This window comes from Chryseobacterium sp. MEBOG06, from assembly GCF_021869765.1.
Lineage (GTDB): Bacteria > Bacteroidota > Bacteroidia > Flavobacteriales > Weeksellaceae > Chryseobacterium.
The window spans coordinates 757,202-779,006 of the sequence record NZ_CP084580.1 but is presented as its reverse complement, the minus strand read 5'-3'; the positions used below and the strand labels follow the sequence as shown (position 1 = coordinate 779,006).

At 32.0% G+C, this 21,805-nt stretch carries 20 protein-coding genes and 1 pseudogene; 2 read left to right on the top strand and 19 right to left on the bottom strand.

What is annotated here, in order from left to right; genetic code table 11:
- Positions 1 to 351: 351 nt before the first annotated feature.
- Both LF887_RS03545 and LF887_RS03540 read right to left on the bottom strand, forming a co-directional pair.
- Positions 352 to 1,002 carry a hypothetical protein gene (locus tag LF887_RS03545; protein ID WP_236857444.1) on the bottom strand — a complete coding sequence of 217 codons (651 nt, stop codon included), beginning with the start codon at positions 1,000 to 1,002 and terminating at the stop codon, positions 352 to 354.
- A 3-nt stretch (positions 1,003 to 1,005) separates the two neighbouring features.
- Positions 1,006 to 1,707, bottom strand: a complete 702-nt coding sequence (locus tag LF887_RS03540) for a DUF434 domain-containing protein (RefSeq protein ID WP_236857443.1) — start codon at positions 1,705 to 1,707, stop codon at positions 1,006 to 1,008.
- 229 nt (positions 1,708 to 1,936) lie between these two features.
- Between LF887_RS03540 and LF887_RS03535 the strand changes: the two genes are divergently transcribed.
- A complete protein-coding gene (locus LF887_RS03535; RefSeq protein WP_236857442.1) occupies positions 1,937 to 2,779 on the top strand; it encodes a DUF4822 domain-containing protein in 843 nt (280 codons plus the stop codon).
- Between the two features lie 117 nt (positions 2,780 to 2,896).
- On the opposite strand, the gene LF887_RS03530 is transcribed toward LF887_RS03535, so the two are convergent.
- The 17 genes and pseudogenes from LF887_RS03530 to LF887_RS03450 all read right to left on the bottom strand — a co-directional run bounded on the left by LF887_RS03530 (position 2,897) and on the right by LF887_RS03450 (position 21,415).
- A complete protein-coding gene (locus LF887_RS03530; protein WP_236857441.1) occupies positions 2,897 to 3,943 on the bottom strand; it encodes an MBL fold metallo-hydrolase in 1,047 nt (348 codons plus the stop codon).
- Positions 3,944 to 3,953: 10 nt separating this feature from the next.
- Positions 3,954 to 5,534 (bottom strand): Na+/H+ antiporter, encoded by a 1,581-nt coding sequence (locus LF887_RS03525; RefSeq protein WP_236857440.1) that lies wholly within the window; start codon positions 5,532 to 5,534, stop codon positions 3,954 to 3,956.
- A 390-nt stretch (positions 5,535 to 5,924) separates the two neighbouring features.
- Positions 5,925 to 6,614 (bottom strand): hypothetical protein, encoded by a 690-nt coding sequence (locus tag LF887_RS03520; RefSeq protein WP_236857439.1) that lies wholly within the window; start codon positions 6,612 to 6,614, stop codon positions 5,925 to 5,927.
- A 274-nt stretch (positions 6,615 to 6,888) separates the two neighbouring features.
- Positions 6,889 to 8,502, bottom strand: a complete 1,614-nt coding sequence (locus LF887_RS03515) for an ABC transporter ATP-binding protein (RefSeq protein ID WP_236857438.1) — start codon at positions 8,500 to 8,502, stop codon at positions 6,889 to 6,891.
- Positions 8,503 to 8,527: 25 nt separating this feature from the next.
- Positions 8,528 to 10,888 (bottom strand): outer membrane beta-barrel family protein, encoded by a 2,361-nt coding sequence (locus LF887_RS03510; RefSeq protein WP_236857437.1) that lies wholly within the window; start codon positions 10,886 to 10,888, stop codon positions 8,528 to 8,530.
- Positions 10,888 to 11,142: a hypothetical protein gene (locus LF887_RS03505; RefSeq protein ID WP_236857436.1), complete on the bottom strand. Its 255-nt coding sequence runs from the start codon at positions 11,140 to 11,142 to the stop codon at positions 10,888 to 10,890. Before LF887_RS03505 ends, LF887_RS03510 begins: the two co-directional genes overlap by 1 nt.
- Positions 11,139 to 11,714, bottom strand: a complete 576-nt coding sequence (locus tag LF887_RS03500; protein ID WP_236857435.1) for a 2OG-Fe(II) oxygenase — start codon at positions 11,712 to 11,714, stop codon at positions 11,139 to 11,141. The genes LF887_RS03505 and LF887_RS03500 overlap by 4 nt, the downstream gene beginning before the upstream one ends.
- Positions 11,680 to 12,522 (bottom strand): cupin-like domain-containing protein, encoded by an 843-nt coding sequence (locus tag LF887_RS03495; RefSeq protein ID WP_236857434.1) that lies wholly within the window; start codon positions 12,520 to 12,522, stop codon positions 11,680 to 11,682. The genes LF887_RS03500 and LF887_RS03495 overlap by 35 nt, the downstream gene beginning before the upstream one ends.
- Positions 12,506 to 12,829 carry a hypothetical protein gene (locus tag LF887_RS03490; protein ID WP_236857433.1) on the bottom strand — a complete coding sequence of 108 codons (324 nt, stop codon included), beginning with the start codon at positions 12,827 to 12,829 and terminating at the stop codon, positions 12,506 to 12,508. Before LF887_RS03490 ends, LF887_RS03495 begins: the two co-directional genes overlap by 17 nt.
- Before the next feature lie 167 nt (positions 12,830 to 12,996).
- Complete coding sequence (locus LF887_RS03485; RefSeq protein WP_236857432.1) at positions 12,997 to 13,449, bottom strand: DUF1611 domain-containing protein; 453 nt, start codon at positions 13,447 to 13,449, stop codon at positions 12,997 to 12,999.
- Positions 13,446 to 14,432 carry a S8 family peptidase gene (locus LF887_RS03480; RefSeq protein WP_236857431.1) on the bottom strand — a complete coding sequence of 329 codons (987 nt, stop codon included), beginning with the start codon at positions 14,430 to 14,432 and terminating at the stop codon, positions 13,446 to 13,448. The genes LF887_RS03485 and LF887_RS03480 overlap by 4 nt, the downstream gene beginning before the upstream one ends.
- Before the next feature lie 6 nt (positions 14,433 to 14,438).
- The gene (locus tag LF887_RS03475; RefSeq protein ID WP_236857430.1) at positions 14,439 to 15,893 is read right to left on the bottom strand and encodes a radical SAM/SPASM domain-containing protein; all 1,455 of its coding nucleotides are present in this window, start codon (positions 15,891 to 15,893) and stop codon (positions 14,439 to 14,441) included.
- 75 nt (positions 15,894 to 15,968) lie between these two features.
- The gene (locus LF887_RS03470; protein ID WP_236857429.1) at positions 15,969 to 16,112 is read right to left on the bottom strand and encodes a hypothetical protein; all 144 of its coding nucleotides are present in this window, start codon (positions 16,110 to 16,112) and stop codon (positions 15,969 to 15,971) included.
- Between the two features lie 25 nt (positions 16,113 to 16,137).
- Positions 16,138 to 16,329 carry a hypothetical protein gene (locus tag LF887_RS03465; protein ID WP_236857428.1) on the bottom strand — a complete coding sequence of 64 codons (192 nt, stop codon included), beginning with the start codon at positions 16,327 to 16,329 and terminating at the stop codon, positions 16,138 to 16,140.
- A 236-nt stretch (positions 16,330 to 16,565) separates the two neighbouring features.
- On the bottom strand, positions 16,566 to 18,320 hold the full coding sequence (locus LF887_RS03460; protein ID WP_236857427.1) for a S41 family peptidase: 1,755 nt from the start codon (positions 18,318 to 18,320) through the stop codon (positions 16,566 to 16,568).
- Positions 18,321 to 18,393: 73 nt separating this feature from the next.
- Positions 18,394 to 19,221: pseudogene (locus LF887_RS03455) on the bottom strand (UPF0489 family protein); the annotation flags it as partial.
- A 442-nt stretch (positions 19,222 to 19,663) separates the two neighbouring features.
- Positions 19,664 to 21,415, bottom strand: coding sequence for a helix-turn-helix domain-containing protein (locus tag LF887_RS03450; protein ID WP_236857425.1), 1,752 nt, complete (start codon positions 21,413 to 21,415; stop codon positions 19,664 to 19,666).
- A gap of 193 nt (positions 21,416 to 21,608) precedes the next feature.
- Here LF887_RS03450 and LF887_RS03445 point away from each other — a divergent pair, with 193 nt between their 5' ends.
- Complete coding sequence (locus LF887_RS03445) at positions 21,609 to 21,803, top strand: hypothetical protein (protein WP_236857424.1); 195 nt, start codon at positions 21,609 to 21,611, stop codon at positions 21,801 to 21,803.
- Positions 21,804 to 21,805 lie beyond the last annotated feature (2 nt).

Genomic DNA, 21,805 nt, shown 5'->3' with positions numbered 1-21,805 from the left:
ACCTCTGACTTGAGGGCCAGAATTCTTCCTTTGAGCTAACGTTTCCATTTTTATATCAGCAAAATTACAGGCATAGTGCGCAATCTTTTTACGTAGAAAAAAGAAAAGGTAATTTTTTAAAAATCGTTTATCTATAGGCAGTATAAAATGAAGCTTTTAAACTTTCTGTAACCACAACGGCTCAAGAAGACCCAATACTTAAGTCACTTTAAATAAGAAAGTTGAAACGGATAACACACACTTAGATTTGAAAAATATGAGATTCTTTTTAATTTCAAGGCCGGAAGAGCGAGAATCCCTCTAAAGGAAAGGGATGGGATAATCTAAACTATGGATTTTTACGATTTGTTTTTATTCGTTGATGAATTTTTCCAGAAAACCTATCAGCTTTGTTCCGCCATGGCTCCAGCGGATTCCATGGCCTTCTTTTTCCCTGACTTCAAAAACCAGTTCGTGTTTGTAATGAAAGAAAACATTCCACCAGGTTGCATTGCCTAAAATTTCATCAATTTTTGCCATTACTTTTTTCTGTTTTTCTTTATTATTTCCTTTGATCTCTCCCCAAAAGACATCATCCATTCTGCCGGTATGTTTTTCCCAGGCTCTCTGTGCAATCGTAATCTCACTGTTAAAATATTCTTCGCAGGCATTGATTAACGTACTTTTCAAAGGAGGAACCGCACTTTCATCCCGGATGCTTGCTGAGGTAAGCCTCTGCCCTAAAATATTCAGCCAATGTTCGAACGGAATTGTTTCCAGCTGTGCTGTTTTTACCTCATCAGAATCAAAGCTGTCAAGGATAAGAATAAATTTTTCAAAGCTTATCTGTCTGTTGATTTTTACTTCTTCATTAAAGTATGGGAGATCCCATTCTAAGGTATTTTCTTTAAACTTCCGAATGTTTTCGTCCAGATTTTTCAAATGTTGTTTTTCTAAAATGGGCCGATATTTACTTTTCCACTCTTCTGAAATCAGTGGGATATATTGTTCAAACATATTCATATTTTACTGCGTTTTGATCAGGTTCACAGAAAGATTTTCTTCTTTGATAAGGTTAAACCATTCTTTACAATGGTCCAGAATCCAGGCATCCGAGGAAACTACAACCTCTGGGCTTTCCGCCAGAAATTTATCCGGATTGTACTGTAGTTCGGCTTCCCAATTAAGTTTATTTTGATCTGCAAATTCAAGAAGAATCTGTTTTATTCTTCCGCTATTGGAAACAGGCTGGTCAAAAACCCATACGATTTTATGAATATTATTTTTTTTAAAAAAGGAAGCTGTAAGCTCAATGGCCCCTGAAGTCTGATTTACTCTTTTATAGGTCCCATGAACTCCGGAAAGGTCACGGAAACAGCCATCCATTCCTTCAAAAATATAAGCACCAGAAAGCAAACTCTCCAGCAGAATAAGAACATTGAATCCATCAAGAAATATTGTTTTTCCATTTAAAGCTGAAGGTTCTAACTGTTTTAATTTCCGATTCCGGATCTGTATCTCTGAGGCCGAGGCTCCTCTTAAAGCTTGTAATTGTCTTGTTTTTAATCTGTATCGGTTTCCCACAAGATCAGATGCTGCTTTTTCCGGGTAGTCTCTTGTCAGCAGATACAACATATCCTGAACAGCCAGCTTCAACTTATTAATCTGCTTTTCTGAAGCAAATAAAGTATCATCTCCTGTATTTTTTCCACGGTTTCTGTTATTCATACTCAAAAATATAATTTTTATTGCAGGAAATACTTATTACTACATTTTTCACCTTAAATACCTGATATATCTCTAAAAAACTAATTCCTCATAAGATTCTGAAACATTAAAATATCATGTTAAAAAACAAAATAAGATATCTGTTATGTTTTCTACAACAAAAGAGATATTTCATACAAGTGTTTGATGTTTATTAGAAATAAGTTTGTAAATACTTAAAAATACCCTTATGAATACAATGAAAAAACTATGTTATCTGTCTGCAGTAATACTTTTGTCAGCATCATTTGCTTCATGTTCAAATGATGACAACGAGATTGTAATTGAGCAGCAGACTCCCTCACAGGTTCTGTCTTCTACTCCATGGGAAACTACAGGAGCTAAAGATAAAAATGGAAATAGTGTGGCACTAACTGATACCAGCGTCGCTGGATATGTAGGTTTTGCTTACTTTAAAGCTGATGGAAATTTTGTTATTTACGGGCTGAATGATGTACTTAGATCAAGAGGTACATGGTCTGTGGATCCTCAGGGAAAAACAAGAACTATAGCTTCATTGAATCCGGATGGAACTACTATTTTTACGCGTGATGTTGAGATTCTTGTTTTAAACAGGAATGAATTCACCTACAGAATCCGTCCTAACTCTTCCGACCCGTCTATCTATTATGACATTATCCATACAAAGACGTCCCATGCAGAGCCCACTAACGGACAGCTTACATTAGCTTCTACTCCTTGGGAAACAACTGGTGCGAAGGATAAAAGTGGAAATAATGTGGCATTAAGTGATGCTAATGTAGCCGGATATGTAGGCTATTCTTATTTTAAAGCTAACGGAACTTTCAAAATTTTTGGATTAAATGATATTTTAAGATCTGAAGGAACATGGTCCATTTCTCCGGATGGCAAAAAGAGAACGCTTACCACACCTACATTCACCCGCGTTGTAGATATTCTGGTCCTGAACGAAACTACGTTCACTTACAGGATTACTCCTGATGCTGTTAATAATCCTGGTGCATTTTATGACATCATCCACACAAAGGTTAACCATAATGAGCCTTTGTAGTGCTTATTGTTTGATATAAAATAGAAACCTGCCCAAATTTGGGCAGGTTTCTATTTTATAAGAGTAATTAATTAAAAAGTTTTTTTTGAACAGTGGGTTTCAGGATCAATGTATTTATCAAATATATTCCTGCCACCATTTTTTCCAGGTAATGGCGCCCAACTGATTGAGGTCTACTTTTTCTCCGATCATTGGAAGAGTAACGGGGACGTTGTTTTCTTCTGCATATTTTGAGGTCAGTTCCAAAGGTTCATACCATGGATGTTGTGCCAGTTTGAATTTTGAGTTATGCACAGGAATAAAATTTCTGGCTTTTAATTCTTTTATTTCCGTGATCAGCTGTTCCGGCAATGTATGAATGTATGGCCATTTTTCATTATACTGCCCGTTTTCCATTATAGCTAAGTCAAACGGACCATATTGTTCTCCTATTTTGCTAAAATGATTTCCATAACCACTGTCACCACCTAAAAACAGATTTTTCGTAGGTGTTTTTAATACAAAAGAAGTCCAGAGGGAGATATTTCTGTTCAGTAATCTCCCGGAAAAATGTCTGGCGGGAGTCAGCGTAATTCTAAAACCATCTGCTATATCAATAGTTTCCCACCAGTTTTTTTCTATAATTTCATCAGGACTCCAACCCCAATACTCAAAGTGCTGGCCGGTTCCCAATCCACAAATCACTTTACCTATTTTATCTTTTAAAGCCAACACGGTTTTATAATCCAGGTGATCCCAGTGATCATGTGAAATAAGCAGAAAATCTATATCCGGCATATGTTCCGGTTTATAATAATCTGCTCCCTGAAAAGCCTTGATGAAACCTGGCATGGGAGAAGCATTTCCACTGAAAACTGGATCTATCAGAAATTTCTTACCATCCATCTGTATGAAATAGGAACTGTGCCCAAACCATACCAGGATATTTTCTTCGGGTTGAAGATTTTTCAGATCCGTTATTACAGACGGAAGCGGCAATCTGGGAGATGTATTTTCCACTTTACACAAACTGTGAAGAAGTGCTTTTGTCATACTTTCGCCTTCTAATAAAGGAGGAGTCGTCAATATATTTTGAAATTTCCCATTACTATAATTGGGAAGTGTATTGAAATATTCTTTTCTTTTTTCATCGGGAAACTGCCCGAGCTGTTTTACTAAATTCATTGCTTTCTTTTTACATTCTAAGTCTTTCCTCCTCCAGATCCAGTCTTGTTAAATAATGTCTTATGTATTCTTCGTCAATATTCGGGTTACGTCTGTTTTCTTCGCGAAGCCAGATACGCTGCTGTTCGAGGGTTTCAAAATAGATTTCTTTGGCTTCATCTGAGAGTTTGTGTACAGAATCTTCTTTGTCTTCCTGCTCCCATCGGTCCATTAGTCTGTTGAAATACTCGTTTTCACTTCTTCTTTCTTTATAATTTTCATCCAGATACTTAAAGGTAACACGACGCATTTCTTTTCGTAAGAAATGTTCTGATTCCTCTTCAGACATATATCCTCCTCCGGAATCTGATAAGTTAAGTTTCTTGATCAATGCCGGTAAAGTAAGTCCCTGGAGAATCAAGGTCACTAAAATCACTACAAAAGTAATAAAGAGAATAAGGTCACGATGCGGAAAAGGCTGTCCATTTTCCATTACAACAGGAATAGACAATGCTGCAGCCAGAGAAACCACTCCGCGCATTCCTGTCCAGCTCATCAGTATCGGTGCTTTCATTCCCGGATCTCTGTCTGCCACATTAATAAAATTCCGCATGATCAGGGTCGTAAAAACGGCTCCAAAGGAAGCGAGAAAACGTACAATGATCAGTACAGCTGTTATTAATAGTCCATAACTTACTGCATCTGATAAACTGATTCCTTCTTTATCCAGTCCTATCATAATTTCCGGCAGATCCAGCCCGATCAGCAAAAACACAATTCCATTAATAAGAAACACAAAGCTTTCCCATACATTGGAACCTCTTAGTCTGGATTCTGAGGTCCTGAAAATCTCATGTCTTCTCACAGAAAGAAATAATCCACCGCTTACAACCGCCAAAACTCCTGAAGAATGAACTTCTTCAGCGGCAATATACATGACATAGGGAGCTGCCAGACTGAGTATAGTATCCATATTAACATCTGTAGGAAATATTTTTTCAATTTTCAAAAAAACAAAAGCTAACAGCAATCCTATGCCTAAGCCTCCAAATACCATCCATCCAAAACTTGCAACTGCATCCTGCCAAATAAACTGCCCTGTTGCCACAGCAACCATTGCAAATCTAAAGATGATAAGCGAGGATGCATCATTGAACAAACTTTCTCCTTCCAAAACGGTAGAAACATTTCTGGAAACTTTTACAAATTTTAAAATAGCTCCTGCACTCACCGCATCAGGTGGAGATACAATGCCTCCCAATACAAAACCTAACGCCAATGAAAATCCTGGAATGTATGTATTGGCTATAAAAGCCACAGATATTGCTGTAAGGAACACTACAATAAAAGCAAAACTGGTGATGATACGCCTCAGCTTCCATATTTCCTTCCACGATACTGCAAAGGCACCTTCATACAGAAGAGGGGGAAGGAATATAATAAAGATAAGCTCCGGATCAATTTTTATGACTGGCAAGCCAGGAATAAAACTGATGATCAAGCCTGCAATAACCAATATGATTGGGTAAGCCACTTTTAAACGGTTGGCAAGCATAATTGCCCCAATAATTACGAGGACCAGCCCTAAATAATAAATAAAATCTTCCACCATCTGTTTTTGAATTAATTTTTAAACCAAATTAAATAATTTTTAATAAATATTCACTTTTTATCTGATTTTCAACTTAAAAATGGTTAAGGTTTCATTGATTTCTGAATACTTTGGGGGAGAGTCCTTTTTTTGCGGAAGATGGGCAGAGGAAAAAAAAATCGATGGTTACGGGTTCAGATTTTAGTCTAATATTATTCTGTGTCTCAAAATCTATGATGTAAAAATCATCACTTTTCAGAGGAGTAATCTTTAACTAGCCACATCTGGAATATTTAATATTTTCACGCTCATTGCAGAGGCTTTTAATAATGGGTAAAATTAAATATTCTGAGCGGTGTTATTATGATACTTGTTCAGGAAAAACAGAGACATTTTACGGTTTTCCTTCTATCACACTATCTTTATAACAATGAGTATTAAGACACTTATCAATAATAAAACACTTACTGTGACAGCAATCTCTATAATGTGTTTCATATATCTTTTCCCATCAAATGTAAACTTTTCTGGATGAATACTAAATTCTTCAAAAACCAATGGGTCTATTCTCAAATCGGGTCTGAAATGAGCAATTCCTTCAACAAATCTGGCCCGAAGAGCTCTTGCATTTTTTATGTAATAGATACTTCCAAGGTGTGTCCCGTCAAACGCCACCTTAGTTTCACTACGATCTATTCCTACAGCAAGCATCCAGCTTTTGCGTCGTTGTGAGATGTATACCTCATAATCATCTGAAAGGCGGGACAGTCCCAACTGGCTGTAAAGAATTTCATCTATGCCTCCATCTTTTTTATAAAAATGAATCCCTTTATCATCTACTATAATTTTTTTTATTGCTATAGCCATATTCTTTTTTACATAATGGAAAAACTGATACATACCTACAGCCCAAGCAGGATAATACAATATAGTAACTACAACAAATACCTTTATACTCCCGGAGACTAAAAAAGGGAACACAGCAAGTGTTATAAACATAATCAACAATACTGCTCCTCCGAAAATATTCATAAGCCAGGTGATTACCCAGCTAGGTTTAGAGACCATTGATGAAAATTCTTTCTTAAGATCCTCTTGCATATGTTCAAGATACGGAAAAAATGATAATAAAAAAACACAATGTTACATGCAGCTCTGTACAAAATTGAAAATAAGATATGTTCTTTAAAACTATGAGATTGTATGTGTTTTTTATGTAATTATACTATAAATTTCTAAAGTCGTATTGTCTACGAACCTCCATTCTGCAACGGCATCTGGAAAAGACGACTGTTAACTAAGGTTTAATTATCTTTTATGGCTTTTTTAAACAAACGCTTAATATAATACATAAAAGTCATTAAATTACTCAAACTCATAAATGAATAATATAATCAGATAGTATGGTCGTTTCTTTTCTGTGGGAAACAATAATGATGATACTATCAGGATGATGATTCCTAATATTATCAATTATCTTTTTTTCTAAAGCAATATCTAAGGATGAGGTTGCTTCATCAAAAATAAAAATCTTGGGAGATCTATATATCGCTCTTGCTATTGAAATACGTTGCTTCTGGCCATCTGACAGAGAGTTTCCGGTATGTGATAATATTGTATCTTTTCCTTGGGACATTTCAGTGATGATATCATTTAAATGAGATAATGATAATGCTAAATCAATATCTTTATTTTCTTCTTTTGTTCCATATTTGATGTTATCGGATACAGACTCATTAAATATCTGGTTATCTCTTTCTATCAAAGCAAAGTAAGAGTTCCAGTCTGAGATTTGATTCAAGTTTAATCCGTTCACTAGTATTTCTCCTGATGTAGGCTCTATAAGCCTGGTAAGAAGATTAATAATTGAACTTTTACCGCTTCCACTCGGCCCAAGAATTGAGTAGGTTTTTCCGTTTTCAAATTGTAAAGTAAGGTCTTTAAGGATAACTTTATTATTAATGACTAATGATATATTTTTAAGGTATATATGTTGAATCTCTATATCCTTAACAGGATAGTTTTCAGAGATATTCCCTAACCCTAATTTCAGATCGTCAAAGAAAACCTGAATTTTCTCAGCCGAAATTGAGGAACTTACAAGCTGGTTATAACTGTTGACTATTGTAGTACTAGGAGCAAAAATCCTGTTAAGATATTGAATAAAGGCAATAAGCACACCTAATGTCATTTCTTTTTCAAAGACTTTATGTCCTCCCACAATAAGAACCAATATTGGTGCTAGTGCAATAATAAACGTAGAAGAGTTACTGTTGATAGATTTATACCGACTATAGGTCATTACTTTATCAATAAATTTTTCATGAATACCGGATAATTTTTTAATCTCATACTGAATGGTATTATAAGACTTCACTACTCGTATATTTTTGATGATGACAATAAAATAATTTTGAATACTACTTTCCAGATCTCTTGCTTCTTTGAAACTCTTTTTAACAAGCGGAGTAAACTTTTTTAATAAAAGCAATAATGCGGGAATAAAAAGTATGCTATATACCGCCAATTCAGTATTCAGATAAAACAGCATTACCACAATACCAATAAAGGTAAAAATATTACTCATCAAGACCAGCACTAAATTCGAAAGGGACCTCTGTACATTATCAACGTCTTCAATCAAGGTAAAAACTACGTCCCCGATTTTCAGATTATTGAAAAAAGAGATTGGTTTCAAAAGTAAACTTCTAAACATTTCTACCCGAATATCCCTTGAAATGCTTTCTCCTAATTTTGTATAAAAAATTTCTGATAAAAGGGAAGAAAATATTCTAATAATATAGATACCAACCAGTGCCATCAGTACTTTTACCAAATCCGAAAAATTGCCTTTAGGAAATATATCGTCAATGATAATTTTCAAAGCGTATGGAGTCGCTAAGGAAGCAATACTAGTCGTTAATAAAAGGAATATAATTATTAATCCGAGTCTCCAATACTGGATGATATACTTGAAAAAATATGTCATTATTAATTTATCTAAAGCTAAACAATCATCGTTCTATGCGGTCTTTTTCATCTGAATTTTTCTCATCGTCATCATATTTTGTCGCCTCTTTTTTCCCTTTAGCAAAGTTATAAGAGAAGCCTACAGAAAAGACTCTTGTAGGGTATTTCGTTCTGGAATATTGATGGATGGTAGCATTATCGGTAATAACTCTTGAATCCAATGAATTAAAGACATCTGTAAGCTCGGCTGATAGTGACATGTTTTTCCAGCTTTTCTTGAAAGATAAATCTACACTATACTGGGGTTTAGATTTATAAATATAGAACAGGCTGTTCCCTTTATAAAAACCACTTAATTCCAACGAATAGTCATCGGGTAAATTAAATGTGTTAGAATTTCTGACAAAAAAGGAAGCTAAAGCATATCTGCCTTTATTTTCCCCCTCAGAAAAAACTACAGATTTATAATTGATATAAGAATAAATATTGGTCTCCCACCAGCTCGCAAATTTTAGAGGAATATTCGATGAAAGTGTATATATGTTTTCAGTACTGATATTATCATAAGTAGTTGCATACACCAAATTATCCTGAGTGGTATAAATTTGTCCTATCAAATTTTTTGTATTCTTGTAACTGAGCGTTAAGCTATATTTTGAACTTTTGATATATTTTAGTTCTACAAGATTTGAGAAGGCTGGTTTTAGGTTTGTATTTCCTGTTTTTATTGAATAAGGATCCTGATAATCAATAAATGGATTCAAAAATTCATATGCTGGTCTTTGAATCCTTAAGACATAAGATAGATTCAAAACCTGTTTATTATTCAATTTTTTTCTAAGAAAGAAAGAAGGAAAAACATCAAATCTGCTTCGCTTAAACCCATCTTCATTGGAAACTCCTTTGTATATTGTATTCTCTGCTCTTAAACCAAGTTTGGCAGTCCAATCCTTTTCAAAAGAATAGATAATATTAGAATAAATAGCCTGTATATCCTCCTGATAATTAAAATGATTAGATCTGGTGTTGTCTATGATATCCTGATTATTTTGTTTTTGAAAATAAATATTGTTATTATCTGTTTTTATAAAACTCAGTTTTGCTCCCGACTGCCATACGAAATGTTCAAACTGCTTATTAAAATCAGCTGAGAAAGTATTTATATTGATTTTTATCGGATTATCAATATAATACATTTCAAACGGAGTAGAATTCTGAGTAGAATTGATATAATAAGAATTTGAGGGATTGTTATAGTTTAAAAAATCATAATTAAGAGTTAAACTGGATTTGGATGAGTCTAATTTCAATTTATAATATACATTAACATTTTGATTATTAATAAACTCTTTTTTATTATTATGAGTCAGCGTTACTGAATCCATCTGTAATGATGAATTAGAATTAACATTCCAGTCTGTATAGTTCAATTGATATTTTGCCCCAATCTTAGAGTTTTTATTGATATCATATTCAGCTCCCACTGTCAATGCATAATTATCATATTTTTCCTTATAATAATAATCTTGATTCAGGAATCTATTCTCTTGTTTATATTGTCTTTCAGATTTGGTTTTACTGTAAAATACATTATTATCATAGTTGAGTACTGTAGAAAAATTCCATTTATTTTTCCTGTAGTTCAAAGTTCCTCCCAGATTGGTAGTTGTATATCTGGTTTGCAGAAGACTTGCATTCAGACTTCCGGAAAATCCATATTCGATATTCTTTTTTGTGACAATATTAATAATAGCATTAGTACCCTGAGCGTCGTATTCTGACCCGGGAGTTGATATTATTTCGTAAGAATTAATGCTTTCTGAAGGGATTGATTTCAGATATCCTTTAATCTGGCTTGAAGGGATATTAATTTTCCTACCATCAATATAAATACTCACGCCCTGATCACCTCTAAAGTTTATATTTCCCAAGGGATCTGCATAGACCTCCGGCAGCTTATTCAATAAATCGTATGAATTTCTACCTGTATCATAAATACTTTTATCAATAGTAATAACTGTTTTATCAGGTTTTTGATCAATAAGAGGTTTTTCCTTTATCAGTAAAATTTCTTTTATATTTTCTGTTTGTATATTACTTATGTAAAAATCTTTTTTAATAGACTGGTTGATATTAATCAGATCCAAAGATTTTACATTTCCGGAATGAAGCTGAAAATAATAAATTCCTTGTGGAATGTTATCAAAAGAAAAACTTCCATTTTCGCGGGACGTCGTTTTATATATTTTGGTGGAATCTTTTGCCAAAGATAACGTAATATCAGACTTTTGCATAGGATTACGGGATATAGAATCCAGAACCTTTCCGTCCAGAGAAAAGTTTTGAGACAGTAAAATATTACTACTGCAAATAATCAGAAAAAATATAATTCTTGATAGATACATTATTTAATATGCTTTTGAACCGTTTCTACTATTGAATCAATACTTGAGAAAAAATCATAATCTACCTCATCATCTTCAAATTCTATTTCAAATTCATCCTCCAGCGAACATGTTATCTGAAGAGCGATAAGTGATTCGGAAATCAACATTTGTAGTTTATCGTCCAGTGTTCCGTCTTCAGGAAAAATATGCGAGATATTATCTTCTTTGAAAATTTCTTCTAGTACGTTTATTACTTTTTCTTTAATAATCATTTTATATATGCAAATTTTAAGGCTAAACTAAATCTTGAAGCTTTACAGATTCTTGTGGGAACACCTCCCAAATGTTCTATATTTCCGGGAAATATAACTAATCTGCCAGGCTTTGGCAATACGGCTGCTTTTGAATCATGACTTTCGTAAAATAAGGTTTCACCTCCCCATTTGTAATCCCATTTATTATTTACATACAACAGTACAGTAATATCTTTTCGATCTATTGGACAATCATAATGAGGAAATTCAACATCTCCATAGTGAGACATATTAATAGAGGAACGATATAACAAGAACTGATCAAACATGTTTATACTTTGTAAATATTCTTTGATTTTTATTCCGATAAAAGTATCATTAATAAATTCTTCAGGAATAAAATCAACACTAAAGATTGGATACTCATCATATTCATCATCTTTTTCCTTTTTTACGAAAGAAAGATCTGAAACATATTCGTAAAAAGCATTGATTTCATCTGAATCCAGAAAGTTGTTAATAATTGTTATTTCTTTATTATCAACTTTTACCACTTCAATTGTTTTTTCTATCTTGGCTAGCTTTTCCATTTTTTTCTAATTTTAAATGATATTCTATAATTTCTAATAAGGATTTTGTACTACTATCAAAGTTCTTTTTAAAATTATCATATACTACATCATAATTTGTTTTATTAATAAAGTTTTCAGTTAATGAGATGGTCAGGTCTAAATTTACAACAGCATGATAATAGCCAGAGGGTGTATACACCAGATCACCTTCATTTTGAATGCAATATAATGGCTGAAGTTTTGGATCTTTATTATTAAGAATATTATCAATTATGTTTTGAATTTTATAAGAATCTATATCAGCTTTTATAATGGAATTTAATGATTTTGGGAAAAAAAACCAAAGTTTCCTTCCTTTTATCAGATAATTCCATGCACTGGTATCCCAAAGATCCTGATGGAGATCTGAAAAAGTATTTTGTTTTCCAACATATAGCCACGATAAAAATAATTTGGGTGGTTTACGATAGTTTTTATACCAACATCTTAATTCATCAGGAATATCATAATCATCAGATAATTCATTAGATGAATGACATTGAGTCTTGTAATATAATTTATTGATGAAGTCATTTTTTAGATATTCTTCCAGGCTTAATTTTTTATCATAACTGTCAAAACTTTCTTTACCAGGTAATTTTAAGATCAAATATGGCAATGTCCATTTCTCCTTAATTTTCCAGTGTTGATATGCATTCCTAATAACTACAGGAATTTTTTGATAGCCGTACTGCTCATTAAAATACTTTTCATCCATACTATAAGAAAAGTCTTCAGAAATAGGCGTTAAATTATTTCTGGTAATCTTGTCAATTAACTGTTGCATTTGAAAAATTGTTTTGGATTAATTCAAGTACTGATGAATAATTATTTTCATCTTTTATGTTTAATACAGGCTTCTCTAATTCTTTTTCCATTCTTTTCCTGCATTCTTCATATTCATCATCAGAAAGTCTATACATCGTACTTTTATCAATAATATTGTTAAGCTTTTTATAGGTATAGGGTGACAAAGAATAGAAAAGGAGCTGCCCGTCTACATACGAAGTGGTTACTGAAATAGTTTTTTTGATAAAATCGATCTCGTCATGTGGACTGATTGTGCAAATAATTGCATCGGGATAAACTCCCAAAATAAAAGCTAATTGTTTTAGTTGAGAACCTTCAAGACCAATATTAACAGGATACTTAGGAATTACTCCTCCTTGAATTCCAGTTATAAAAATTTCGGGTTTTTTTTCTCTCTGAATAGTCTGAAAAGCTATTTGTAATATTTTACTCCATTCCCCGATATTGATATCTATGGGGGGTTATAACCAAATGGGAAAATAAAATCACTATTGAAAAGAACCCCCTGAGGTTCTGTTGAAATAAGTGAAACTTTATAATCAAGCTCTTCCAACAATCTTTTCAATGTCATCTGAACTGTAAATTTCCCCTGTACACTGCCAGTTCCAATAACACAGATTGTAGGTGAATAATATTCCTGTAAAGGTGCTAAGCTGTATAATTTCCCAACCAAAGGCTTATCTACGTTATTGAATATCAGTTGTCCCTGATATGCCGGATAGCTGGTCTCAATCAATTTTTTTAAGAATCTGTATACCGTTTCATCCCATATGATAAAGTTTTTATCAAGTTCAACACAAGATTTTATTAAATTATAACTGAATATTAAATTATGATCTAATAATTGTTCAAGAAAATATCCAATAACCAGGGTATCAAAGCTATTAAGTTCATTGGATGTCAAGTGTTTATTGGTAAAAGGAATGTCGATATTTTCAAAGCAGAAAAGATATGATCCATTTTTATAGCTCTGGGATAACCGATAATAAGAGATATGTTGCAGCTCAACATATCTCTGAATTCTACGATACTCCGCATTTCCTTTTCTTCAAAAGGGAACAAGGCTATATTTTTCACATCGGAAGGCAACTTATAGGCTTTTAATATGCTATTGATTGTGTCTTCTTTGATAAGCTGACTAGATATTGAATGTACTTCTCTTTCAGTATCGGAATTTTTTCGATTAAAGCTTAATATGGAATCATTGGAATTTTCCTCACACCAGGTAACATATTCTTCTACACTATTTACTTCTCCATTTTTCAATACGTTGGCTAATATTCCTGTAAAATGAGCTGTTGCAAGACTTGTTCCTGAGCCAAATTTAAAGCTATTGTTTTTATTGGCAACCCTTTGCAACCCGCCTTTAGCGAGTATATTGGTCGGATTATTTTTCAGGTACCTAAAATGTGTTTTATCTTTAATAATCCCCGTTCCTACTCCAATAACAGTATTAAAATGAGCAGGATAACAAGGTTTTTCTGCAAAATAAAATGAAGACGCGCAAATAAACATATTTTTATCAAATGCTGCTTTACAAACCTTCTCTAATTCGTTGGAAATTGTATCAGAATTAATTCCCATACTGATGTTAATAATATCCACCTGGTAGTGCTCAACAATATGAGAAATCGCGTTGATTAAAAGATTTTCGCTTTTGTTTTCATGATAAGAGCTCAATTTAACCACATATAGTGCAGCTTCAGGAATATGTTTATGAATAATAGAAGCAATACCTGTCCCATGACCGTCATTATCGTCAAATTCATTTTTGATAAGATGAATACTTCCTGTTTCATCTTCATAAATGGTAATTCCTTCAATAAAACAGTTGTTCAAACGGGAATGAAACCTATCAACACCTGTATCTACTATAGCAATTTTCATAGTTAATTATTTATTTGTGTGTCCGGTATTTATAGCAAGATTGCTTACTGGTGATGATATTTGTTCAGGATTTGATCTAAGTCTTAAATATTGCTCTTTAATAAAATCTTCTGCCTTATATTTCCAGTAGGTACACTGAGGAATTGTATTTTTTAAAGCCTGATGAGAGCATGAAATTTGATCACATACCGGAAGGAATTTGCAATTTCTACAGATTTCATTTACATTATACCTGTTAAAATCAGTATAATCTTTAAAATGTTCTTTTTTATATCCTTCAAAAACATTTGAAGGAGCTTTTTTGGCTTCGTGTATTGTTTCCCAACATTTATGAATATTACCCAAAGGATCGATTACGAGTCCGTATGGAGAGACCCAGGTGGGGCAGTCAGATTGAAATTGAGGTAGCTCCCAGGCTAATTTTGCGGTCCTAATATTCTTATTTGTAGCCCATTCATTAAAAATTTTAATTTGAGTAAATCTAAAATTTTGTTTTACTTCAAAAAATTCATCAACGGTTAATCTTTTCTTCTTCTCTTGTTCTGAAATAATTTCTCCATCATACGTTCTCAACCATGCTGGGGAAAAGGAAAAGCTTCGGTATTTAGCCGGCCATATATTATATTTTTGTAAATCAGACAACAAAACAGGAATTGTTTTCGCAACTTCTTTATCTATATTCATTCTCAAGTTGATCTGAAAATTATCAGGAAGAAGTGATAGATTTTCTAAAATTTTAGTATAGTTTTCATCTCCATGCTTTTTTAAAGGCCGATATTTATCATGGGTTTCCTGCGCTCCATCCAGAGTAACCTGGGCTTGATTAACAGCATTTTCCTGTAGTATTTTTACATTTTCAGGAGTGAGAAAAATTCCGTTTGTAATAAGGTCCGTTTCGTAAGCAATATTATTTTTTTCACATAGTTCAATAAACATAGGCGATAAACTTTTTATTGCTTTCATGTTCAGTAAAGGCTCTCCTCCATACCATGTTACAAAAAGTTTTTTAATATTTCTTTCCATGGATAAAATCTCCTGAAGATAGCTTACAATTTTTTCAAAAGTTTTTTGATCTTTCAGCATATCTTTCGGCTTGTGAAACTCAAAACAATATGGACAAGCCATATTGCAAGTGATTGTGGTTCCTATTGTCAAATAGATCCCATTAGCACTTTCAAGCTTTTTTCTTTTAAGGTACAGATTTTCGGCAAAATTGATAAAATCCTGTTCTTTAATAATATAATCTTTGGATAATAGATATTTAAATAAATCTTTATGAAGAGAGGGAATCCGATCTTCATAAATTTTTTGTAAAGACATCAATTCTGAAAGTAATATTCCTTCTTTTTGAGTTAGGATTTCAATTCCTCCTAAAAAGGTATTATACAATAAGAATTCTTCTGTTTCTTCGATAGGAATTAACAGGTTGTAGGGGCTGGCTTTATATTTTTGTGATAACATCGTGTTGTTTTTTTGAAAAAGATAGCTACATCATGATGTAGCTATCCTCCTATATAAGGAAGTAAAAGATTAATATTAAGGTTGTAATTGGCTTAACGTTGTGGATCTGCATCCTGGCTCTAATCCTGTCCCCGGATCTACAGGATTAAGTAACGTTTGTACATTTTGATTCTTAGCAACGATTGACTTGGTAAGTGCTACTTTTTTAATTGTTTTCATAACTTTTGAATTTTAATGGTTAATGTTAAAATAAGATATCAGTATCTGTACCGGTAGAATCTCCGGATTGTCTTCTTAAAGCTCCACAGCTTCTAAGTTCTCCACATAAAGATTCTACTTCTTTACTTTTTTCTGAATTATAGTTTAAAGGCTTTACAAGCTCTTTTTTAACTAAACTGTTTTTAAGTTCTTCTTTTTTACTAATGTTTGATTTCATAATAATTTTTGTTTTTATTTTTACTTCCTTATTATTTTGTTAATTTACTTTTATATCTGTACCACGTTTAGTAGTATCACCGTTAGCCTTTCTTGTATTTACATATTTTCTAAGAACATAGGACTATGCAATTTCACTTACTTCCATCAAATTAAAGGATGAAAAATTTTAAGTTGTTTTTTAAAGTTTGTCTGTTTCATTATGTATTGAGTTTATACTAATTTTTATTTTTTTTCTCATGGTACTGTAACTACCTTTACTGCCTCTGTGAAAACCTTATCATTATAGGGTTGTAAATCATATACATCATTTATATCAACCATTATATCCGGTTCAATACCCACATTTTTGGGATTTTTTAGGACATATTTATAGGGAGCATAACTTCCAGTCAATAATGTTGTTTTATATTTATCACCAAAAGTAATGTTATAGGTAGGCGTGATGGATCCAGCGCTTCGTTCTCTTCCTATTACAGTCACCCTTTTTCTATTCTCCTTTAACGCACGTACAAATAATTCTGCCGCACATGCTGTATTGTGATCCACCAGTACTATTATTTTTTTGTTTTCATCAACCGAAAAAAGAGCTGCATTCGTTGATACCACTAAAGAGTCCAAATTCTTAGTATCTCTATTAAGGATATCTGTATATTTGAAATCTTTATTGATCATGTAGGAGAGTAATCGTGCTCCTTCATTTCCTTCTCCTCCTCCATTTCCCCTCAAATCAATAACTAATCCTTTTGAGGCATTAATTTCTTTAAGATGATTAACAAAAAGTGTTGGTATTTCTCTTGAAAATAAATTGATCTTAAAATAGCTGACGGCATCCGTAACTTTAAACTGCCCCTGTTTCGGCTTAAAATTATCAGGAATCGGATATCCGTCTTTTATCTTAAAGGAAACCGTTTTCTCCACTCCATTTGATTTAAGCTGAACAAGCACTTCTTCTCCTACTTTACCTGACAACAAATAATTTATCTTGTCAATGACTTTATCGTTCAGATAATGATCTTTTTCTTTTTTGTAATCAGAAATTTTCTTTTTTCCTACAGATAACAGTTCACTTCCTAAAGGAACTTGCTGCTGAAGGCCAGAATCTAAATTGGCTACAATAATATACCTTTTGCTCACCTTCTGTACCCTGAGTGGGCTTAATTTTCTTTCACCCTGCCCACATCGGGAATTAATTTTAAAATGAGGATCGTAAAAATTTTCAAACAAAAAATTGTTTAGCTTTTCGGTCAGCTCACAATCATCTATTTCAGTATTTAACAGAGTAGCTGCCAATTTTTCAAATTTTTGGGCAACATTCTTTTTCTTGATCTTTTTCTCTTCATAAAAAGAATATCTTTTAATATTATCTCCAGTAAGTTGAAGTAAGGCCTTTTTATAACTATCAGGGTATTCTATAGATATATTAGATAAGACCATATTTTGTAAATATTCCTTAGGATAATGACTATAAAGCGTATATAACCCAAAGGCAGAGGGAGAAGGTATTGCTGTCAATTTCTCATAGGATGCATTAAAAGGAGAAATATCCTCGTATTCGTTATAATAAGCTATATCCATTCTCCCAATAAAAAACTCGTAAGGTTTACTATCTTCTTGCTTGTAAATCTTATACTCTATACCAAGAATATTGTCTGAAGAGGAAAAAATTTTTTCCACAGGAAACTGATATCCATCCTCGGTATTTTTAACATTCTGAATTTTAATAGTATCTCTTTTTCGAATGATATTAATATCAAACTTTTTAACATTAGCTGTTTTATATTGAAGAATAAAAGATGTCGTTGGGTACTTAATATTTATATTATGTAATTCAATCGGAAGGTAAACAACATCATTTTCTGTCTTTGTTCCTGTTATTGTCTTCAAATCATACCCCTCTTTCTTTTCGCCATACACATTATAGCCGGGAAAAGGCATCTTCATTTTCAAGTATAAGCTGTTGCTCATGCTATAAATGATATTCAGTGTCATATCGTCACGATATTTAAGATGATACTGTGACTTTAAAAGGGAACACCCAATAAAAAAAATAAATATTATATACTTATGATATTTCATTGATATGAATAGTTTCAATATTATAAACATCTGAAAGAGCTTCAAGTAGAGATTTTTCAATAAATTCCCATTGATTTTCAGGAGTGAATCCACTAAATCTTGATCTGCAAATAGTGATCAGCTCCGGAGTAATATTTTTTGTGATCAGGTAATTTTTGAAAGAATTAATTCTGGTGAGAATCTCTTCTTGGGATACCTCTCTTGGACTAGGATATATAAACCTATGATTATTAATCACATAAAAATAACTTCCTTTATTTTCTACAGCTTCAATATTATTTGTGATAAATCTTAAATAATGATATTTATTGGAAAGAAAACTATTGTATTCCTCTTCTGTAATCTCAATAACAACATCCTTTTCATGATAGGGATTATCAATACATGAGAAAAAATCTAAATCAATATCAAGCAGTACCTTATTTGAGGTAAAAACTTTATCTGTATCCGACAATGATAGCTTATGATACTGATAATATTGTGTGCTTTTCGAAATCTGATGAGGAAGCAAAGTTTCTTTCTTTCCCGTAATTAAAAATCGATCATCATCCTGATAAGATTTTAAAAACATATCAAAAGTTTCTTCTGGCTTTCTGTCTATTTTAAACCAAAATATATTATTAACAATTTCTAGATATACAGCAGGAAGCATAAAACTTGCAATTCCCAGTTCTGAATAGGTAAATTCTTTTACCTTCTCAATTGTTTTTAAATGATCAAAAGTAAGAACTGTATTCAGCCTAGGTGGAGACATATCAGAATGATCATCAAAATGCAATAAGTCGTTATTAAGTCCTATTATTTGCTTTTTGTATGCATAGTTCCATACAAAAAAGCTTCATGGTGTTCCTCAATAATGAAAGCAGGTATATTATACATAAATAGTCTTTTAACTTTTGGATTTAATTTTTGAAATCACAATCAGAAATCAACTGATCACTACAAAATGTTTTAGTTAGAAAAAGAAGCTGAATAGTAAAAGAGATATTTTTGAAACTTAATCCTAACAGTTATTGTTTTGAAATTATGCTCAGATAGTATTTCCTTTTCGTAATTGGGATAACTCTTCATTTTGAAGTTAAATCTCTTAAAATTATACAGCTGATTTCCTCATATGTTCTTGAGACAAACATATAGGAGATTTTTTTTAAAACAAAAACAACGTTCCCTAGATTCATAAATCTATTAAAATAGATTTATGAATCTAGGGAACGTAAATAATTGTAATAAAGACTTTTATATAAAGCTTTTGAATTTTAATTATTTGATGTTACAGACTTTTCAATTTCTCTTAAATAAACCGAGAGAAGAGTTCCAGTTCTCTTTTTAAAAGCTAAAGTGAAAGCTTGTTCATTATTATACCCTAGTTCTTCAGCGATAAAAGGAATTTTATATGAACGAAACTTTCTATCTCTTGCTAATCTGCCAATCGCATAATCAATACGAAGATCGTTTAGATAGGCCGCAAAATTTTTTCCTTTATCAGTATTGATTACCTCTGATAAGTACTTAGAATTTGTTTTAATCATTTTCGCAAGAGTTCCAAGGGTGATTCCTTTATTTAAAAACTGCTCTTTACTTTCAAAAATATTAAGTTCTTTTAAAATAGCCTGTGTTATATCTTCGGAAACAGTTTTAGATGTTTTCTCTGTTGCATTTTCTGTTTTTGGTAATAATACATCATCTGCAATTATTTCTTTCTCTATTTTAGATTCCTTTTCAATCTTATTCTCATTCACAGACTGGATCAAATCCTGAGCAATTTTCTTGTACTTTCTTTCAGAATTTTTGTATTTAAAGTAAAAGTTTATTAATAATAAAAGAACTATTATCAAAACACCAACAGCAATATAAAAGAATATTTTTCGATGTTTCAGCTCTTTGATAATGGCTTCCTTTTCCTGTAACAGGTTAGGTGTATCATAACGTCGGGGAAGTTCTCTTGAGATATATCTGAACCGAGTATCTAATACATGATCCACTTCTAAAAATCTTTCAACATAATAAAGTTGCTTCTCTCTATCTTTCTTTTCTTTATAATAATCAATAAGATAGGTATAAACCTCTCTAAGCTCAGGAAAAACATAGTTTGTTTTAAGTACCATGGAATCAATTTTGGCAAAATTTTCTATTGCTTTGGTACTTTCCTGTAGCCCGGCATAAGATCTTCCTAAGTTTAGAAGAGTGTAATTTTGATTTCTCTTGCTTTTATAGCTTGTTGAAAAAAAATATTTTTTACACTGTTGCAAATCTTCAATTGCAATATTATATTTTTTTAATGTAAAATTATAGTAACCTAACAACCCTAAATTTTGATAATAACTATAAACACTTTTATTTTTTTTTGCGGTTTTCAACCCTTCCTGTATTAATATAAATGCCGAATCCATTTTATTAATTTCTATATAAGAGTCTGCCAAATTTAGTTTAAGAAGATTGTGTTCATCCTCATTGAGATAATCGGCATTGTATAAATAATGTCTAAGAGTTTTAGCTGTCTCGGCATGCTTCCCAATATAATTTTTTAAATAAGCAATGCTTATGTTTGCCATTGCTATTTGTCTTTTATTACCTTTCTCTTTAGCATATTTTAGTCCCAATACATAATTGTTCAATGCTGCCTGGAGGTTATCAAACTTAAAATATAAATTTCCTCTTAATAAAAAGGTTCTGGCCGGATAATAAATTTCTTTGGATTTTTTAGTGATAACCTGCAAACTATCAAGATATTTTAATGCATTTGGTAAAGTTTCATCAAAATGCAACATAACATAGGCCTCGGCAATTTGAGTTTCATCATGATCATCTTTGGCTTTTTCAAGATAAGATTTCGCAATATTTCTTTTACCATTGATATCATCCGGTTGAATTTCATAGAATTTTTCTTCCAGTTCCTGATATGTATAATTTTTTAAAACACTCTTTGGAATATTTTCAGTATTATTTTTTTGTGCAAAAAATAAATTACAAATAACTCCCAGCAGCAAAAGCAACCTTGTTTTAAACATCTTCCTCATTTTTTACAAAAATATTATTTAAAAATGAAAGTCTCACTAAAATTAAATAAAACAATATTAAAACACTAACAATCAAAACATTAAATACTCAAAAAAAATATAAATTCATGAATTTATGAAGCCTTTTTTTTCAAGTAAAGGGAAAAAATAACTTTATTTGCGAACAATTAAAAAAAAATTTAAAATGAAAAATGAAAAAAAAGCAAAAAAGAAACTATCTTTAGAAAAATTACAAATCGCAAAAATTGATAATCTTCACAAAGTATTTGGAGGTGGTCCTGGACATGTTGTACAAAATATTGATGGTTGTGCAAATGGTGATGATGGAAGCTCACTTGATGACGGATTAGGAGGACCTAAGATACCTATTACTAAATAATT

Bases quoted from the DNA above. Each gene is read 5' to 3' on its own strand.
- LF887_RS03545 (WP_236857444.1), bottom strand. From the start codon at position 1,002: ATGAATATGTTTGAACAATATATCCCACTGATTTCAGAAGAGTGGAAA.
- LF887_RS03540 (WP_236857443.1), bottom strand. From the start codon at position 1,707: ATGAATAACAGAAACCGTGGAAAAAATACAGGAGATGATACTTTATTT.
- LF887_RS03535 (WP_236857442.1), top strand. From the start codon at position 1,937: ATGAATACAATGAAAAAACTATGTTATCTGTCTGCAGTAATACTTTTG.
- LF887_RS03530 (WP_236857441.1), bottom strand. From the start codon at position 3,943: ATGAATTTAGTAAAACAGCTCGGGCAGTTTCCCGATGAAAAAAGAAAA.
- LF887_RS03525 (WP_236857440.1), bottom strand. From the start codon at position 5,534: ATGGTGGAAGATTTTATTTATTATTTAGGGCTGGTCCTCGTAATTATT.
- LF887_RS03520 (WP_236857439.1), bottom strand. From the start codon at position 6,614: ATGCAAGAGGATCTTAAGAAAGAATTTTCATCAATGGTCTCTAAACCT.
- LF887_RS03515 (WP_236857438.1), bottom strand. From the start codon at position 8,502: ATGACATATTTTTTCAAGTATATCATCCAGTATTGGAGACTCGGATTA.
- LF887_RS03510 (WP_236857437.1), bottom strand. From the start codon at position 10,888: ATGTATCTATCAAGAATTATATTTTTTCTGATTATTTGCAGTAGTAAT.
- LF887_RS03505 (WP_236857436.1), bottom strand. From the start codon at position 11,142: ATGATTATTAAAGAAAAAGTAATAAACGTACTAGAAGAAATTTTCAAA.
- LF887_RS03500 (WP_236857435.1), bottom strand. From the start codon at position 11,714: ATGGAAAAGCTAGCCAAGATAGAAAAAACAATTGAAGTGGTAAAAGTT.
- LF887_RS03495 (WP_236857434.1), bottom strand. From the start codon at position 12,522: ATGCAACAGTTAATTGACAAGATTACCAGAAATAATTTAACGCCTATT.
- LF887_RS03480 (WP_236857431.1), bottom strand. From the start codon at position 14,432: ATGAAAATTGCTATAGTAGATACAGGTGTTGATAGGTTTCATTCCCGT.
- LF887_RS03475 (WP_236857430.1), bottom strand. From the start codon at position 15,893: ATGTTATCACAAAAATATAAAGCCAGCCCCTACAACCTGTTAATTCCT.
- LF887_RS03470 (WP_236857429.1), bottom strand. From the start codon at position 16,112: ATGAAAACAATTAAAAAAGTAGCACTTACCAAGTCAATCGTTGCTAAG.
- LF887_RS03465 (WP_236857428.1), bottom strand. From the start codon at position 16,329: ATGAAATCAAACATTAGTAAAAAAGAAGAACTTAAAAACAGTTTAGTT.
- LF887_RS03460 (WP_236857427.1), bottom strand. From the start codon at position 18,320: ATGACACTGAATATCATTTATAGCATGAGCAACAGCTTATACTTGAAA.
- LF887_RS03450 (WP_236857425.1), bottom strand. From the start codon at position 21,415: ATGTTTAAAACAAGGTTGCTTTTGCTGCTGGGAGTTATTTGTAATTTA.
- LF887_RS03445 (WP_236857424.1), top strand. From the start codon at position 21,609: ATGAAAAATGAAAAAAAAGCAAAAAAGAAACTATCTTTAGAAAAATTA.